The organism is Pseudarthrobacter sp. AB1 (assembly GCF_014926485.1).
Taxonomy (GTDB): domain Bacteria; phylum Actinomycetota; class Actinomycetes; order Actinomycetales; family Micrococcaceae; genus Arthrobacter.
Window position 1 is genome coordinate 1 of the sequence record NZ_PZKO01000018.1, and the last position, 15,611, is coordinate 15,611.

15 protein-coding genes and 1 tRNA gene are annotated in these 15,611 nt (G+C 66.4%); 7 read left to right on the forward strand and 9 right to left on the reverse strand.

Annotated features, from left to right (window positions below; all coding sequences use genetic code 11):
* Positions 1–339: 339 nt before the first annotated feature.
* Entirely contained in the window at positions 340–1,242 is a 903-nt protein-coding gene (locus DAD99_RS05190) for a class I SAM-dependent methyltransferase (protein WP_309233206.1), read from the forward strand.
* A gap of 32 nt (positions 1,243–1,274) precedes the next feature.
* Here the strand turns inward: DAD99_RS05190 and DAD99_RS05195 are convergent, their stop codons facing one another.
* Positions 1,275–1,625 (reverse strand): DUF2516 family protein, encoded by a 351-nt coding sequence (locus tag DAD99_RS05195; RefSeq protein ID WP_193340641.1) that lies wholly within the window; start codon positions 1,623–1,625, stop codon positions 1,275–1,277.
* A gap of 9 nt (positions 1,626–1,634) precedes the next feature.
* Positions 1,635–2,825: a PLP-dependent aspartate aminotransferase family protein gene (locus tag DAD99_RS05200; protein WP_193340642.1), complete on the reverse strand. Its 1,191-nt coding sequence runs from the start codon at positions 2,823–2,825 to the stop codon at positions 1,635–1,637.
* Positions 2,826–2,878: 53 nt separating this feature from the next.
* On the opposite strand from DAD99_RS05200, the gene tmk reads away from it, so the two are divergent.
* The 4 genes from tmk to DAD99_RS05220 all read left to right on the forward strand — a co-directional run bounded on the left by tmk (position 2,879) and on the right by DAD99_RS05220 (position 6,428).
* Positions 2,879–3,535, forward strand: a complete 657-nt coding sequence (gene tmk / locus DAD99_RS05205; protein WP_185262580.1) for a dTMP kinase — start codon at positions 2,879–2,881, stop codon at positions 3,533–3,535.
* Positions 3,532–4,674 carry a DNA polymerase III subunit delta' gene (locus DAD99_RS05210; protein ID WP_193340643.1) on the forward strand — a complete coding sequence of 381 codons (1,143 nt, stop codon included), beginning with the start codon at positions 3,532–3,534 and terminating at the stop codon, positions 4,672–4,674. Before tmk ends, DAD99_RS05210 begins: the two co-directional genes overlap by 4 nt.
* A 21-nt stretch (positions 4,675–4,695) precedes the next feature.
* Positions 4,696–6,261, forward strand: a complete 1,566-nt coding sequence (locus DAD99_RS05215) for an alpha/beta hydrolase (protein WP_193340644.1) — start codon at positions 4,696–4,698, stop codon at positions 6,259–6,261.
* Positions 6,262–6,355: 94 nt separating this feature from the next.
* Positions 6,356–6,428: transfer RNA gene (locus tag DAD99_RS05220), tRNA-Thr, on the forward strand.
* Positions 6,429–6,577: 149 nt separating this feature from the next.
* Here the strand turns inward: DAD99_RS05220 and DAD99_RS05225 are convergent.
* Entirely contained in the window at positions 6,578–6,790 is a 213-nt protein-coding gene (locus DAD99_RS05225) for a hypothetical protein (protein WP_193340645.1), read from the reverse strand.
* A gap of 342 nt (positions 6,791–7,132) precedes the next feature.
* Between DAD99_RS05225 and DAD99_RS05230 the strand changes: the two genes are divergently transcribed.
* A complete protein-coding gene (locus DAD99_RS05230; RefSeq protein WP_193340646.1) occupies positions 7,133–8,128 on the forward strand; it encodes a hypothetical protein in 996 nt (331 codons plus the stop codon).
* Between the two features lie 39 nt (positions 8,129–8,167).
* On the forward strand, positions 8,168–8,353 hold the full coding sequence (locus DAD99_RS05235; RefSeq protein ID WP_193340647.1) for a hypothetical protein: 186 nt from the start codon (positions 8,168–8,170) through the stop codon (positions 8,351–8,353).
* Between the two features lie 3 nt (positions 8,354–8,356).
* Here DAD99_RS05235 and DAD99_RS05240 read toward each other — a convergent pair whose 3' ends face one another.
* From DAD99_RS05240 to DAD99_RS05265, 6 genes are all read right to left on the reverse strand, one after another.
* On the reverse strand, positions 8,357–8,836 hold the full coding sequence (locus DAD99_RS05240; protein ID WP_193340648.1) for a hypothetical protein: 480 nt from the start codon (positions 8,834–8,836) through the stop codon (positions 8,357–8,359).
* Positions 8,837–8,844: 8 nt separating this feature from the next.
* On the reverse strand, positions 8,845–9,522 hold the full coding sequence (locus DAD99_RS05245) for a bacterial proteasome activator family protein (protein ID WP_193340649.1): 678 nt from the start codon (positions 9,520–9,522) through the stop codon (positions 8,845–8,847).
* 82 nt (positions 9,523–9,604) lie between these two features.
* Positions 9,605–9,796, reverse strand: coding sequence for a YbdD/YjiX family protein (locus DAD99_RS05250; RefSeq protein WP_193340650.1), 192 nt, complete (start codon positions 9,794–9,796; stop codon positions 9,605–9,607).
* On the reverse strand, positions 9,796–12,096 hold the full coding sequence (locus DAD99_RS05255; protein WP_193340651.1) for a carbon starvation CstA family protein: 2,301 nt from the start codon (positions 12,094–12,096) through the stop codon (positions 9,796–9,798). Before DAD99_RS05255 ends, DAD99_RS05250 begins: the two co-directional genes overlap by 1 nt.
* Positions 12,097–12,321: 225 nt before the next feature.
* The gene (locus tag DAD99_RS05260) at positions 12,322–12,606 is read right to left on the reverse strand and encodes a DUF1540 domain-containing protein (RefSeq protein WP_111907293.1); all 285 of its coding nucleotides are present in this window, start codon (positions 12,604–12,606) and stop codon (positions 12,322–12,324) included.
* A 97-nt stretch (positions 12,607–12,703) separates the two neighbouring features.
* The gene (locus DAD99_RS05265; RefSeq protein WP_193340652.1) at positions 12,704–15,610 is read right to left on the reverse strand and encodes a hypothetical protein; all 2,907 of its coding nucleotides are present in this window, start codon (positions 15,608–15,610) and stop codon (positions 12,704–12,706) included.
* Position 15,611 lies beyond the last annotated feature (1 nt).

Sequence of the window (15,611 nt, forward strand, 5' to 3'; positions counted from 1 at the left end):
GAGGCCGGGGCTTGACCTGTTTGAGGACCAGAGCCTGCCGCAGCGCCTTCCGCGCATGGTCACGGTGCCAACGCGTCAGGGCACACAGCTCGTCGAGAATGGTCTTCTTGGCGGCCCGGCCCGACCGGGCATATCGGAGGGCGGTGGTCTTCGTGACGGCCTTGCGTTCGCTCATCGAAAGCTCCATGGCTCACAGTGCCGGGCCAGCGGATGCCATCCCAGCAGACGCGCCGCTACGCGGGCATTATCAAATGATTCTTCGATAGCAGCTACGCGGGCATCTTTGATGAGTCAACGCGGGGCGTTAAGTGACCCCGCGTTGGAAGATACAGTGGGGCGGTGGTGCAAAAAGCTGAACGGGTGGCAAACGCCCAGATCTCGGGCAGGACCGCCGGCGGGCCGGCCAAACCCGCCAGGCCAGGCAAACCTGTTGGAAACGTCACCCGGGGCACCACCAATCCCAACAGGATGCGGCGGGTGGACCGCTGGCTCGCCAGCCCCCAGGCCTGGCGCCTGCGCGCCGCCGAAGACCCACTCGTGGTTGACCTGGGCTACGGCGCAACGCCGGCCACCGCCGTCGAACTCTTTGAACGCCTCCGCGCCGTCCGGCCGGACGTGCGGGTGTGTGGCATCGAAATCGAGCCGGAGCGCGTCCGGGTGGCCAAAAGGCTCGAAAGGCCGGGCCTGAGCTTCCAGGTGGGCGGTTTCGAGTTGCCGCTGCCCGGGCGCCCGGTGTTGGTCCGCGCGTTCAACGTCCTGCGGCAGTACGAAGAGGCTGACGTGGCGGGGATCTGGCGGCTGGTCCAGGGCCGGCTTGCCCCCGGCGGGCTCTTTATCGACGGGACCTGCGATGAGATCGGGCGGCGCGTGACGTGGGTTGCCCTCGACGCCAAGCGCCCGTTGTCCCTGAGCATGTCCGTGCGGTTCGGCAGCTTTGACCTGCCATCGGAAATTGCCGAGCGGCTGCCGAAGGTGCTGATCCACCGCAACGTTCCGGGTGAGCCTGTCCACCGGCTGATGCAAGCCATGGACCGCGCCTGGTTGGAGTCGGCGCCGCTCGCGTCATTCGGCAACAGGCAGCGCTGGCACGCCATGTGCAAGGTACTGCTCGACGGCGGGTGGCCGGTTCAGGACGGGCCGTCGCGGTGGCGCCTGGGCGAACTAACGGTGGCCTGGGATGCAGTGGCGCCGCTGGGTAAGTTGGCGGCCGGTGGGTGGGCCCACACCGGCAGGGTTCCCTGAGCGAGCTTGCGAGCTGAGGGGGCCGGTGGGGACTACCAGCCGCCGTAGGGCCCCGTGTTGCGACTGCCGCCGCGGCCCGCGTCCTTGACCGCCGGCCGGACGTCGGCGAGGTACACCGCGGCTGAGACCACGGCCACGAGCCCAAAGAGGCCGAGTGTGCCGAAGATTCCGCCGCCGCTAAAGAGCGAGATGGCGCCGATCATGGTGGCGCCGCCGGTCAGTGCCAGCCAGAAGGTCTTGGTTCGTTTGCCGGTCGCTTCAAAGGCGGCGGACTTGTGCCGGACGCAGTCCAGCAGAGCCCACGCTTCAAGTCCGAATGCCACCAGGGCAAGGATAAAAAACACTGCCAGCTCTACAGGCCGAATTATCAGTTCACCGTCCACCGTCCAAGCCTAGCGGTCCAGCGAGTCCAGTGCCTGCTTCAAATCGGCCCAGAGGTCCTCAATATTCTCAATGCCGACGCTCAGGCGCACCAGATTGTCCGGAACACTCAGCGGCTCAGCGGAGTGGCGGCGGCGCCGTTCGATCAGCGATTCCACCCCGCCCAGGGATGTCGCCGGGAGCCAGAGCTGCAGCGCGCGGACCAGTTTGTCCGCGGCATCCGCACCGCTCAGGCCGGCAACGGGCGCGATCTGCACGCACACAATCGAACCGAACCCCGTCATCTGGGTCTTGGCCCGTTCGTGGCCGGGATCCGCGGGCAGGCCCGGGAACCGGATGCTGTCGATGAGTGGGTGCACGCTGAGGCGTTCGGCCAGGACCGCGGCCGACGCCTGCGACCTTTCAACACGCAGGGCAAGCGTCCGCAGCCCGCGCAGTGCCAGCCATGCCTCGAACGGCCCGGCAATACCGCCGTGGATGATGCGGTGGTGCAACAGCGCTGCCCGGATGTCGGGGTTGGAGGTCACCAGTGCACCGAGGACGACGTCGGAGTGCCCGGCCAGGTATTTGGTCACCGAGTGAAGAACGACATCGGAACCCAGGCTTAGCGGCAGCTGGACCAGTGGCGTGGAGAACGTATTGTCTGTCACCACAATGGCGCCCACCCGATGGGCAGCCGCAGTAAGTTCCCGGATATCGGCGATGCCCAGCATGGGGTTGGTGGGGCTCTCAAGCCACAGCATCCTGGCTGCCTTGGCGTCCGGGCCCTGCGGGGCGAGCTGTGCTTTGACCGCGTCTGTGTCCGCGATATCCACAATCCGCAGTTCCAGGAAGCCCTTCTGCGCCAGCTCCGTGGCCATCACCAGCGAGCCCGCGTAGCTGTGCGACGGCATCACCAGGACACCTCCGGCGGGCAGCAGGGACAGCGCGGAACTGACGGCCGCAAGTCCGGATGCGTAAAGCAGGGCGGGCAGGTCGGACCCTTCAAGCTGGCCCAGGGCCTCCTCAAAGGGATCCCACGTGGGATTGGAGTAGCGGCCGTAGCCCCGGTCCCCGTCGCCCAGCTCTCCAGTGCCGAAGTATGTCGAGGACAGCACGATGGGCGGGTTGACGGGCTCGTCCCGCTTACGCGGCGGCCGGCCGGCGGCAACCACCATGGTTTCGGCCGACAGGGAGGCTGCGTACTGTTCCGAGAGACTCATGGAGAAAGCGTACTTGGACGTGCGGCGGCGTCCGAAGTCGGTAGTCTTGAGCAGTGACCACCAACAGCCCTGGACTTTTCATCGCCTTCGAGGGCGGCGACGGCGCCGGCAAGTCCACCCAGGCTGCCAGACTTGCCGAAACCCTGGAATCACGTGGACTGACGGTCCTGCGGACCCGCGAACCCGGCGGGACGCCCATTGGCGAAAAACTGCGTTCCCTGGTCCTGGACCACGGCCACGGCCACATAGACGCCCACACCGAAGCCCTCATCTTCGCCGCCTCCCGCGCAGCCCATTCCAGCCAGGTCATCCGCCCGGCGCTGGCACGCGGCGATGTTGTCCTGACAGACCGTTACATTGATTCGTCCGTGGCGTACCAGGGGGCCGGCCGGGATCTGGGTACCGATGCCGTGCGTACCCTCAACGAATGGGCGACGTCGGAGCTGCAGCCCGATCTCACGGTGTTGTTGGACGTGGATCCCGCTGACGGCCGCCGCCGCCGCACAGCCGGCGACGCCGCCGAAGACCGCCTTGAGTCAGAGGCCGATGAGTTCCATTCAACAATCCGCGGAGCGTTCCTCGAACTGGCCGCCGGCCGGCCGGCGACGTACCTGGTCCTGCCGGCGGACCTGCCTGTCGCCGAACTGGCCGCGCGCATCCTCACCCGGGTGGATGCCCTGCTCGCGTCTGCAGGCCGGGGCGCCGCGTGACTGTCTGGGACGACCTTCAGGGCCAGCCCGCCGTCGTCGAGCAGCTCCGGCAGGCCTCGCGGGGAGAGGGACTGACCCATGCCTGGCTGTTCACGGGCCCGCCCGGCTCCGGGCGTTCCAACGCCGCTAAGGCCTTCGCGGCGGCCCTCAACTGCGACCAGGACGACGTCGCCAGGCGCGGCTGCGGCGAGTGTCCAGCCTGCCTGACCATCCTCGGCGAGACCCATTCAGACGTGACGTACGTCAGGACCGAGAAGGTCACCATCACCATCGATGAAGCCCGCGACCTGGTCTCCAAGGCCGGCAACCGGCCGTCTTCCGGGCGCTGGCGCATCATTGTGGTGGAAGACGCCGACCGCATGGCCGAGCGGACCACCAATGTGTTGCTGAAGGCCATCGAGGAACCCACTCCGCGGACCATCTGGATGCTGTGCGCACCGTCGCCCGCTGACGTCCTGGTGACCATCCGTTCGCGCTGCCGCGCTGTGGCCCTACGCCTTCCGCCGGCCGCCGACGTCGCCGCTTTGCTGGTCAAGCGCGACGGGGTGGACCCGGTCCTCGCCGAACTCGCGGCCCGCGCGGCGCAAAGCCATGTGGGGATCGCCCGCCGGCTGGCGCGGGACCCTGAAGCGAGGGAACGCCGGCTGGAAACCGTGCGATTCCCGCTGGGTCTGCGCGGCGTGACCGCGGCGGTGATGATGGCGGACAAGCTGGTGAAGATTGCCACCGCGGAAGCCAGCAGTTCCAATGAAGAGCGCGACGCCGCCGAGAGGGCTGCGCTGCTGGCCACCCTGGGCGCCCCGGAGTCAGGGATGCTCCCGCCATCGCTGCGCAGCCAGGTCAGGCAGCTGGAAGACGACCAGAAACGGCGGGCCAAGCGATCCATCACGGACTCCCTGGACCGGACACTGACGGACCTCCTCTCGTTCTACCGGGATGTGTTGATCATCCAGTTCGGGAACGCCGTGGAGCTGGTAAACGTTGAGCTCAGGGGTGAGCTGGAGGAATTCGCTGCCCGGTCTGCCCCGGAGACCACCCTCGCCCGCATGGACGCGATCAACAAAGCCCGCCAACGAATTACCACCACTAACGTTGCTCCGCTATTGACCATTGAGTCGATGGCAGCCAGCCTGATCTAGCAACTACTAGGAGACCGCTCGATGACTGCACGCCCCCTGCCCCCACGCTCCCGATCCCTGGTGATTGGGCTGCGGGCTGCCGGCGCCCTGATCCTGGCCCTGACGCTGGCCTCGTGCAGCCTCCTGGGCGGGGATACCCCGGCCGCAGCCCCCGCTAGGGCAAAGGCAGACCCGTCCATCGTGGCGTCCGCGCCCGCCGGATTGGATGCCTTCTATGCCCAGGAGGTCGTGTGGGAGCCTTGCGAAAACGGCTTCCAGTGCGCCAAGGTCACCGTGCCCATCGACTACGCGAAGCCGGATGGCGACACGATCCAGATAGCTGCGCTGCGTGCTCCCAGCACAGGCAAGAAGACAGGCAGCCTGCTGGTCAATCCTGGCGGTCCGGGCGGGTCCGGCTACGACTTCGTCAAGGATGCGGCAGGAACGCACTTCTCGCAGTCCGTCCGGGCCAGCTACGACCTGGTGGGATTCGACCCGCGCGGCGTCAAACGCTCCGCCCCGGTGACCTGCCTGACGGATGCCGAACGGGACGCGTCACGGGCCAAGGTCTACGCCCTGGATACCGACGCCGGGCTGGCCGCCGCATTGGCTGACAACAAGGCCATCGCAGAGCAGTGCGCCAAAAAGACCGGTCCTGTACTGGGCCACGTGGACACGGTCAGCGCAGCCAAGGACCTTGACGTCCTGCGGGCTGTGGTCAACGACGCGAAGCTCAATTACCTGGGGTACTCCTACGGCACCTTCCTTGGTTCCACTTACGCCTCGCTGTTCCCGGACAATGTGGGCCGGATGGTCCTCGATGGTGCACTGGATCCTTCCATCAGCAACGAGGAGCTGACCAGCGGCCAGGCAGTGGCCTTCGAGAAGGCCATCAGGGCCTATGTGGCCAGCTGCCAGCAGGAATCTTCATGTCCGCTCACCGGGAATGTGAACAGCGGCGTCCAGCAGATCCGCGACATCATCAACGCCGTCCAGGCGACACCCAGGCTTGCCAAGGACGGCCGCCTGGTGAACGCCACGATGTTCGTCAGTGGCCTCATCACCCCGCTGTATAACGACCAGAGCTGGCCGGCCCTGACCCAGGCCCTGGAGGCCGCCACTACGGGCGATGTGAGCCTGATGCTCCGTCTGGCGGACCTCGGCGCTGACCGCGGCGCCGACGGGAAGTACACGTCCAACTCGACCTTCGCCTTTGGCGCCATCAACTGCCTGGACTACCCCATGGTGTCCGACACGGCCGGGATGCGCGCCGAACAACAACGGCTTATGCAGGCCTCCCCCACTCTGGGCTACTTCTTCGCCTACGGCGGCACCAACTGTTTGGACTGGCCGTACAAAAACCTGCGGACTCCTGCCCCGGTGGAATATGCCGGTGAAGCCCCGATCGTAGTTGTCGGAACCACCGGAGACCCTGCCACCCCCGTGGAATGGGCGGCGTCCCTGCGCAAGCAGTTGGGCAACGCCTCGCTGCTGACTTGGCAGGGAGAGGGCCACACCGCCTACGGCCGGGCCAACAGCTGCCTCGAAGAAGCCGTGGACAAGTACCTCGTGGACGGAACGGTTCCCACCGACAACACGGTCTGCTGACGTTTTAGGACCCCATTTTGACCCGGGCGCAGGGACTCTATTACAGTTGACTCTTGCATGAACCGCCCGGGTACGCCGGGTGAATTTGTGCGGTGCTTCCTTAGCTCAGTCGGTAGAGCGTTTCACTCGTAATGAAAAGGTCATCAGTTCGATTCTGATAGGAAGCTCGGGATAAACCCCCTAGAAACCACGGTTTTTAGGGGGTTTTTCGCTGGTTAAACAAGGAAAGCCGCCTACCGCCCAGGCGTGCCCTCGTGGAAGACCTGCCGGGCGGAAATCGCACGTGAAGCCCCGCAGCTCGCCCGAACGCGCACTTTTAGGGCACCACAAGCCGCACCGGCGAAGCGTCAACAGGCCCGCCGCACTGGGCTGAGCCGCCCACCCGCTTCCAGTCCAGGTCGGCGTCCGTCTCGGCAATGACCTCGCCTGTGGCAGACAGCGCTTTCGCGGTCACATGGTCAGGGAAGCTCATATTGACCTGGAATTGCCAGGTATCGGCATCGATCCGTTCAGCGTAAAACGGGGCCATAGCCGGCTGAGCTTCCGGTGTAGGAGAAGCCTTGGCATCCAGCGGTGTTGTCACGACAATACGCGGCACTGCTGTCCCGGGCTCCGGTCGCGACTCCGAGCACGCGCCATCAGCACACAGCTGCACGGTGCCTACCCGCGAGACATCACCCGACAATTCAACCGTGACGAAGTTGACCCACCCGATGGCCGGACAGACGTTCGAGCAGCCCGCCACCGGAATACAAACGGCCAACATCAGAACCGCCGGCCGGACAATGAGCCCCCACACTCTTCTCATGCGGCCAGTCTAGGCTTTAAGGCTTCCCGGCCGCCCACAGCCGCTCCACCTATGATGGCGTGCATGGATGACAAGGCGCTGGCGGCTATCGCATTCGAACTCTACGCCCTGCCTTTCGAGGAATTTGTGGCTGCCCGGACGGCCGCAGCCAAGGCCTCCGCCGGTTCCGGGAAGGAGCTCCCGGCAGCCGTCAAGGCCTTGCCAAAACCATCAGTGGCGGCCTGGGCCGTCAACATGCTGGCCAGCCATGAGCCAGGAGTCCTCGCGCAGCTTGCCGAGCTCGGCCAAAGGATGCGAGCTGCCCAGGCATCCCTCGACGCCGCCGCCCTGCGGGAACTGGCACGTGAGCGCCGCATCCTGCTGGGGATCGCAGTCGACACCGCCCGCGCCGTTGCCGAGCGCCAGGGGCGCACTATCAGCGCGACGATCGCGGCCGACGTCGAACGGACCCTGCAGGCGATGACGGCCGACGAAGGAGCCACCGCCGCCGTCCAAAGCGGACTGCTGGTCCAGGCGCTGTCCGCCGACGGCGTGGACACCGTTGAACTCGACGGGGCCGTGGCTCTTCCGGCCGCAGTGCCGGCGCGGCGCACCACCCCGCCGTCCACCACTCCCCCAGACAGTCCAAAGCAGCCACCGGCCGCAGCAGCAGGTCAGGAAGAACGCACGACGGCGGAACGCGGCGCCCGCAGGCCTGCGGACCAACCACGGCTCAAGGCCGTCCGGGAGACTCCGCGGGCGGCGTCCCCCTCCGCCTTGGAGAAAGCCAGCGCTGCCTTGGGAGAGGCCCAGGCTGCCGAGGCAGAGTCAGCCCGGCTGGCCGCGGACCGGCAAAGGCAGCTTGCGGACACGGAGGCGGAAGTTTCGGACCTGACCCGCGAAACACGTGAGCTCCGAGACATGCTCAGAGCCGCGGAGGAGCAGCTCGATAGTGCCAGGAAGAGTCTGGGCACGGCGGCAGCCGAGGCCAAGCAGGCGGCGCGGGCAGCAGATAAGGCCAAGCGTTCAGCCATGCTCGCGCAGGAGCGGGTGCTCCGCCTTGGCAACACGCGGGACTGATGAACGGTTATTGTCAGACCCCGGTCGCAGACTGGATTTATGGAAAACCAACTTGCACAGGAATTTCACGTCACGTACTTCGACGCTGATTGCGGCCGGATCTTCAGTGAAGGCTTCGATTCCCTGAAGGAAGCCGAGCATTTCGCCAGCCGGAACTGCGGCAGCGAGGAATCCTGGGCTGTCATCGACGCTGTTGCCGTCGGGCAGGCCCGGATTGCCGCCTGACGGTTAGCCGGAAAGGCTCTCGGGCTGGCCACTGGCGGCGGCATCCTCGGCGAGCCGGCGTTCAGCGTCGGCCACCTGCTCAAACACCGATTCCGCACGCCGGCGCACCGAAGCCGCCCCCACCGGGACGGGACCGACGGCGAGCCGGAGCATAGCGGCAGCCTCGGCGGTGGTGGCCAGCGAATTGCCCGCCTTCGACAGCGACCGGTGTACACCTGCCAAGTCCCCGGGAATGTCCAGGCCTTCGCTGGGCGACCGCCGCTGGGCCTCGACGCAAACAACACGGACACGTTCCATGAGTCCCGCCAGCTCGTTGGCTACTTCCACGAGTTCTGCGTAAAGCTGCTCGTCTTCGACACCTTCGAGGACCTGGTGATAGCGGTCCAGGCCCCGGTGGAAACGATCATGGGCGCGGCGCCAAAGGCCCTTCCCCAGCTCGGCATCGTCCTTGCGCCCTTGGCGGGCGGCAGAAAAGAATCCCACGCAGGAACCTAGAGGTACTGGCCGGGGCCGTGGTCCGGGTCCTCCGGCTGCCCGGACGGTACCGGACCGGAACGCTGGCCGGCGGCGGCCCGCTGAGGCTCGCCGTTCTCCCCAATAACCACACCAGGGGCGATCATAGTGCCCGGCGGAAGCTGCCTCAGGTGCAGCTGTGCGGCGGATTGCTCCCGTGCTGCGTGCTGGGCCGCGATAGCCGTCTGAATACCATGGAAGAGGCCCTCCAGCCACCCCACCAGCTGCGCCTGGGCGATCCGAAGCTCAGCGTCGGACGGCGTGGCGTTCTCCGGGAAGGGAAGGCTGATCCGTTCCAGCTCTTCAACAAGTTCCGGAGCCAGTCCGTCCTCCAACTCCTTGATGGAACGCTCGTGGATTTCGGCCAGGCGTTCGCGCGCGGCGTCGTCCAGCGGAGCCGACTTAACCTCCGCCAGGAGCTGCCGGATCATGGTGCCGATCCGCATGACTTTTGCGGGTTCGTCCACGAGGTCCTGCAGGTTGCTGCCCTTGGCCTTGCCGCTGGCCGCCGGGTCGGTACTGACCGGGCCAGGAGCACCGGGGCCGGCGCCGGCCCCCGCCGGGCCGGCCGCGGCGGGCATGGCCGGTTCGCCGTTGTCGAGGGTCCTGCCCTCAACGGGGACATCATCAGGCTGAGTGTCTGTGGGATCGCTCATGCGTTCATACTCTCACGAGCGGACGACGCACAGCCCAGTCGATGAAGCAGGCCAGCCGGTGAAGGCTGGCCTGCCGTCAACGTCAGCAGCACCGGCCCTGCGGGTTGGAGTCCTGTCGGTCCGTCCGGTCGCGCCAGAACTCGCGTTCAGTCATTGGGGCGTCCGCGTGGCCGGAAGCGTTGTGGTGCTCCAGGTACTTCGTGTAGGCATCGGCGCCCATGATCCCTTTGAAGTACGTGGCGAACCCACGGAAACCACCGGCAACCGCACCCATCAGTGGTGACCCGCCTTATCCAGCCGCTGATCGGCCGGCAGCTCGTCCCATTTCGCCATCAGTTCCCGTTCCGACGACGTCGGGATGAGTCCGGCGGGAGCAAAAACACGGGATGCCCGCGGACGGTCCTCGTTGTCCACCATGGGCACACCTGCCGTGTGGTCGCGGAAGGCCTTGATAGTTGCCAGGATCGCGGCGACGATCACGATCAGGCTGAGCACCACAAACACAATGGACAGGATGCCCTGGATCATTGTGTTGCGTACCACTGCTTCCATGGCCGCCTGGGTCTTGGCGGAGCCGAAGGAGGTCTTGCCTTCGGCCAGCGCCTTGCTGAACGCGGCATTGTTGGCGAAGTAGCCCACCGCGGGCGTGGTGGAGAAGATCTTTTGGAAGCTGGCCGTAATGGTCACGACCGCAGCGAACGACAGCGGTACGACGATGATCCACAGGTACTTGAACGACCCCCGCTTGGCCGCGATGGCCATGCACACCGACAGCGCGATGGCTGCGAGCAACTGGTTCGAAATGCCGAACAGCGGCAGGAGCGTGTTGATGCCACCGAGGGGGTCGGTGACGCCCATCATCAGCACGGCGCCCCAGGCCGCCACCATGACCGCGGTAGTGAGCCAGGCGCCGATCCGCCAGGAGTGTTCCTTGAACTTCGGGATGAAGTTGCCGATCGAGTCCTGCAGCATGAACCGCGCAACGCGGGTGCCGGCGTCCACGGCGGTCAGGATGAAGAGTGCCTCGAACATGATGGCGAAGTGGTACCAGAAGGCCATCATGGCAGGTCCGCCAATGAACTGCTGCATGATGTGCGCCAGGCCGACGGCGAGGGTCGGGGCGCCGCCGGAACGGGAGATGACGCTCTGCTCGCCCACGTCCTTCGCGGTCTGCGCCAGCATGTCCGGGGTAAGGTTCACGCCGGAGAGCCCCAGCGAGTTGACCCAAACGGCCGCCGTTTCCACAGTGCCGCCGGTCAGGGCCGCGGGGGCGTTCATCGCGAAGTAGATGCCGCGGTCGATCGACAGCGCCGCTACGAGGGCCATGATGGCAACGAAGGACTCCATCAGCATGCCGCCGTAACCAATGAACCGGGTCTGGCGTTCCTTTTCGATGAGCTTGGGCGTGGTACCGGAGGCGATGAGTGCGTGGAAGCCGGACAGTGCGCCGCAGGCGATCGTTACAAACAGGAACGGGAAGAGTGCGCCGGAGAAGACCGGCCCGTTGTCCCGGCTGGCGAACTCGCTGAAGGCGGGGACGTTGATTTCCGGGCGCACCACGATGATGGCGACGGCAAGCATACCGATGACGCCGATCTTCATGAAGGTGGAAAGGTAGTCGCGCGGGGCCAGCAGCAGCCACACGGGCAGGATCGCGGCGATAAAGCCGTAGATGATCAGGCCCCAAGCGATGGTGACCTTGTCCAGGTGGAACATCGCGGCGCCCCATTCGGTGCCGGCGACGGCGCCGCCACCGATGATGGCGGCCATCAGCAGGACGAAGCCGATGATGGAGACCTCCATGACTTTGCCAGGCCGCAGGTAGCGCAGGTACACGCCCATAAAGAGGGCAATCGGGATGGTCAGGCCGACGGAGAAGACACCCCACGGGCTTTCGCCCAGGGCGTTGACCACAACGAGGGCCAGGATTGCAACGATAATGACCATGATGAGCAGCGTGGCAACCAGGGCCGCGGTGCCGCCGATGACGCCGAGTTCCTCACGGGCCATCTGGCCCAGGGAACGTCCGCCGCGACGCATGGAAAAGAACATCACCAGGTAGTCCTGGACGGCGCCGGCGAAGACGACGCCGAGGATGATCCACATGGTGCCGGGCAGGTACCCCATCTGGGCGGCGATGACCGGGCCGACGAGCGGGCCGGCGCCGGCGATGGCAGCGAAGTGGTGGCCGAACAGCACGTTGCGGTCGGTGCGGACATAGTCCTTGCCGTCAGCCTTGTATTCCGCGGGCGTGGCACGGCGGTCATCCGGCTTGGTGATGAGGCGTTCGATCACCTTGGAATAGAAGCGGTAGGCGATCAGATAGGTACAGACCGAGGCAAAGACGAACCAGATCGCGTTGACGGTCTCGCCACGGACGATCGCCAGCATGAACCAGGCGACGCCACCGAGCAGCGCGATGGCTGACCACAGTGCGATCTTGGCCGGGGTCCATTTCCTGTCTTCGGCCTCGCTGACGGCCGCATCCACGGCCGTTGGCGGAAGCTTTGGATCTGCGGTCAGCGGCCTGCCTCCTTGCGCTGCACTTACCGCTTCCTCAGGCCTGCTGGCCATGTCTCCTCCTTGAGATTCTATGCTTCGGTGGGTTGCTCAAAGGCACCCTACCAACGCCGCACAAACGTGGAAACGGCATTGTGCACGCACCGAGCGCCATTTGCGGTGAACGGCGGGCTGCAGGCGCCGAGCGGCGCAAAAGCCCCCGTCCAGGCTTTCCTGGACGGGGGCTTCAATGTTTGCTCGCACGCGGGAGCTCGCACGCGGGACACGCGGGAGCAGCGGCTACGCGTGTGCGTAAGTAAGGCAGTCCGCGTTGTCAGCGCCCGGGCCAACATGGACCTCCGGGGCATTGCACATCAGGTGGTCATTGTGGACGCACTCGGAGCGCTGGCATGCTCCGACATCTGCCAGGACTTTGGGCAGCCCGCCGTGGGTCCCGGTGTCGATGAACGTGGCGCAGCTGGCGTGGTCTTTACTCCCGCCAACCGTGATGGCATGGGCCGTACAGCCTTCATGGTCATTAAAGGAGCAACGGGTAACACTGCAATCGGCAACATGTGTTGTCATAAGAGGTCCCTCCGTACTTCGGCCGTCCGGGAGGGACAGCATCCTAAGCCCTACGGTAGGCCCGCCGGGCCCAATCAAAAAGACCCAACTGTGTGACCTAATTGCCGGCCCTGCCCAACTCCCGGCGGGACACCGGAAGCCTCGCCCGCGTAGACAGCCAAGCCAGGGCTGCACCGGTGAGCGGCACCGCGATCAGCAGCGCCACGAGCTGGAGCCAGGGCACGACGGCGGTCCGCGCCATCCCGGTTGCGGTCACCAGCAGCACGGCAGGCACTATCCCGGCAAAACTTCCCAACACCGTTCCGAGCCCCGCCGTCATCAGTGCCTGCGAACCTGCAAGCGCCTTCCGCAAGCGCGGGGATGCACCCACTCCGGCAAGCGTCACGTGGTCTTTCCGTGAGTCCGCCATGGATAGGCCCGTGGTAATGCCTGCCGCGCTGAGTGTGATCAACGCACCCAGTCCCACGATGGACCAGAGGATCAGCGATGCGTCCCGCTCGGCCCCGCGCTCGACATGCGGGGTCCCGAAGCGGTCCTTGTAAAGTCCGGCGAGTGCTGCCGTCATTTTGTCAGCCTGGGTGGCATCGGGGTAGGCGCTGAACTGGACCAGCAGGGCACTGTCATCCACCCGCATGCCGGCCGCCGCGGCAGCTTCCGGGGATACCACTCCGTAGTACGGCACATTAACCGACGGCTCCAGCACGGCCGCGGCCACGTCCGTCCGCGCCGTCTCCTCGTAGCCCTGGAAGGCGCCTGTTGCGGGGTCGGCGCGCGCGGGCTTGCGGACGTCCCGCGCCACCAGCGATGCCTGCCCGTCGCGGACGAACACGGGATTGCTGACTACCATTCCGCCGACCGCCAGCACGTCGCGTGCTTCCGCCGTCGGCACCGTTCCAAACAGTCTTTCGACGTCATCGGCAGTCCCGACCACCATCGAGTCGGCCCTTCCCTGGGACTCATACGGGCGCATTGGCCCCTGGCAGCGCCAGTCCTCCGGATCCAGGACACGGCCGCCGGCCGTCACGGGACATGCGTTGCCTTCCGGCGTGGCCAGGGAATACTGCAGGCAGCTCGACGTCGGCGTCTGCGCGGGCGACGCGTCGACCAGTTCGGGCCGCATTTCACAGTTCCGGGTGGCGGCCGTATGCAGCACCCCGGTCCATTCGACGGTGTCCACAGCTCCATTCAGGGCGGACACCACCGCCGCGGGGTCAAGCCGCACCGGATCAGGGACTGTTCCGTCAGCCAGTACGGGTTGCCCCACGGACAGCGGCAGGACCGCCTGGTTCTTCAACCCGGACCAGTGGTGGTTTTGCTGTTCATTCGCCTGCTGGCTGGCTGCGAGGACCATGCCGGCACTGGCCAGGGTGGCAGCCGCGAGTACGGCGGCAACCGCCGGAACCGTCCGGCTGCGGTTGCGGGAAGAGTCCCGCGCGGCCATGCGTGCGGCCAACGGAAGCCGTCCGGCCCGCTTGGCAAGGAGCGCCACTACCTTGCCGGTCAGCAGAACCAGGGATGTAACACCAAGTACCGCGCCTCCCAGCAGGAACCAGGCAATGACCGGCGTCCTGGAGGTGAACACGTCGGGGTCTTTGCTGCTGACGGCGAGCCAGCTGCCGGCCGTGAGGGCCGCGGCGGCCACGCCCAGCAGGACAGCACCCACCACGGTGGATTTCGTGCCGGCCGAAGCCGGCGACCGCCCCGATTTGAGCGCGCCCAGAACGGCCTGGCGCGCCACCTGCCGCGCCGGGGCCAAGGCAGCCAGCAGACACGCAACATAACCCATCACCATTACCATCAGCGTCAGCAGCGCGTCCGGATGGAAGCCCGGGAAACGGACCGATCCGGACAGGCGCGCAACGATCACCACCCCGGCGGCCGCGGCCAGCCCCACGGCAGCGCCGGCCGCCACGCCAATGCCGCCGAGCCACAGTCCCGCCGCCATGACCACCGAGCGGATGGTGGGGCTTTCGGCCCCCGTCGCGGCCAGCAGGGCCAGCTCCCGGACCTGCCCCTTGGCGCCCACGGCAAACGCGGCTCCCGCCAGCAGACCCACTTCCAGCAGCGCCAGTGCGCCCAGCAGCGCCCCGGCCGCGTAGGCGGCGAACGGCAGCGACGCATTGGACGAGGTCCCTGCGCCTTCCGGCCCGCGCTGGTCTGGCGGCGGCGGATCCAGCACCACGGACCTGGACAGAACAGTGACACCCACGGCATTGGCCTCCAGAACCTGGCTCCAGGTCACCGGTTCGGAACCCACCAGGTAATACATGGTGGCCTTGATGGCCCGCGCGGTAGGCACCGGGCCGGCGGAGGCCGGCTGTTCCGGGGCGCCCACGCTGCCCTGTCCGGGCTTGAGGTAGATGATGGAGTTGCTGTCCGAATAGCCCGCATCGCGGAGCGTTCCGACCGCCACAAACGTCCCGGCCGACGTTGCCAGCTCCGCCCCCAGCCCCAGCCCAAACCGCTCCAGCAGACCGGGCGAGACGAGCATCTCGGCATCAGTTCCGGGGGCCCTGCCGTCCAGCAGGGTGTATTTTCCGGCAAATGCCGGGGACAGTGCATCCACTGCCCGGCCCACTACACGTACGTCCGCCGCACCCGACTCGGCGGTGAGGTCGAGGGTGGATTCTGTGAGCACGTCGTAGCCGGCTGGAATCGCGTCCTGCGGATCGGCTGGTGTGAAGTCCGGGTTGGTGTCCCAGTTGTTTGTGGTGATCTGCAGTTCTTCGACCGGGTCCTGGATCATAACCCCGTTGGCCATGGGCATGGGCCGGAACCGCGCCTGGGTGGCGCCGAGCTGGTATTGCACGCGCTCGGCTGCGGTCTCCTGGGTGCTCTGGACCAGGGCGGCCGCCCCTGCCATTCCGGCCACGGGGAGCATGATCAGCAGGATGATCAGGAGGGAACGCCCTTTGTGGCAGCGGATATCGCGCCGGGCCATCCGCACGGCGACAAAGAAAGCCTGCCGGCGCCCGCCAGGCGCCGGGTCGAGAGAGAGTGCCACG

What these genes read in the sequence shown, in the direction of transcription:
- DAD99_RS05235 (WP_193340647.1), top strand. Translation starts at nt 8,168, where the DNA reads ATGGAAAACCAACTTGCACAGGAATTTCACGTCACGTACTTCGACGCT.
- DAD99_RS05250 (WP_193340650.1), bottom strand. Translation starts at nt 9,796, where the DNA reads ATGGGTGCGGTTGCCGGTGGTTTCCGTGGGTTCGCCACGTACTTCAAA.
- DAD99_RS05260 (WP_111907293.1), bottom strand. Translation starts at nt 12,606, where the DNA reads ATGACAACACATGTTGCCGATTGCAGTGTTACCCGTTGCTCCTTTAAT.
- DAD99_RS05245 (WP_193340649.1), bottom strand. Translation starts at nt 9,522, where the DNA reads ATGAGCGATCCCACAGACACTCAGCCTGATGATGTCCCCGTTGAGGGC.
- DAD99_RS05225 (WP_193340645.1), bottom strand. Translation starts at nt 6,790, where the DNA reads ATGGCCCCGTTTTACGCTGAACGGATCGATGCCGATACCTGGCAATTC.
- DAD99_RS05230 (WP_193340646.1), top strand. Translation starts at nt 7,133, where the DNA reads ATGGATGACAAGGCGCTGGCGGCTATCGCATTCGAACTCTACGCCCTG.
- DAD99_RS05255 (WP_193340651.1), bottom strand. Translation starts at nt 12,096, where the DNA reads ATGGCCAGCAGGCCTGAGGAAGCGGTAAGTGCAGCGCAAGGAGGCAGG.
- DAD99_RS05215 (WP_193340644.1), top strand. Translation starts at nt 4,696, where the DNA reads ATGACTGCACGCCCCCTGCCCCCACGCTCCCGATCCCTGGTGATTGGG.
- DAD99_RS05200 (WP_193340642.1), bottom strand. Translation starts at nt 2,825, where the DNA reads ATGAGTCTCTCGGAACAGTACGCAGCCTCCCTGTCGGCCGAAACCATG.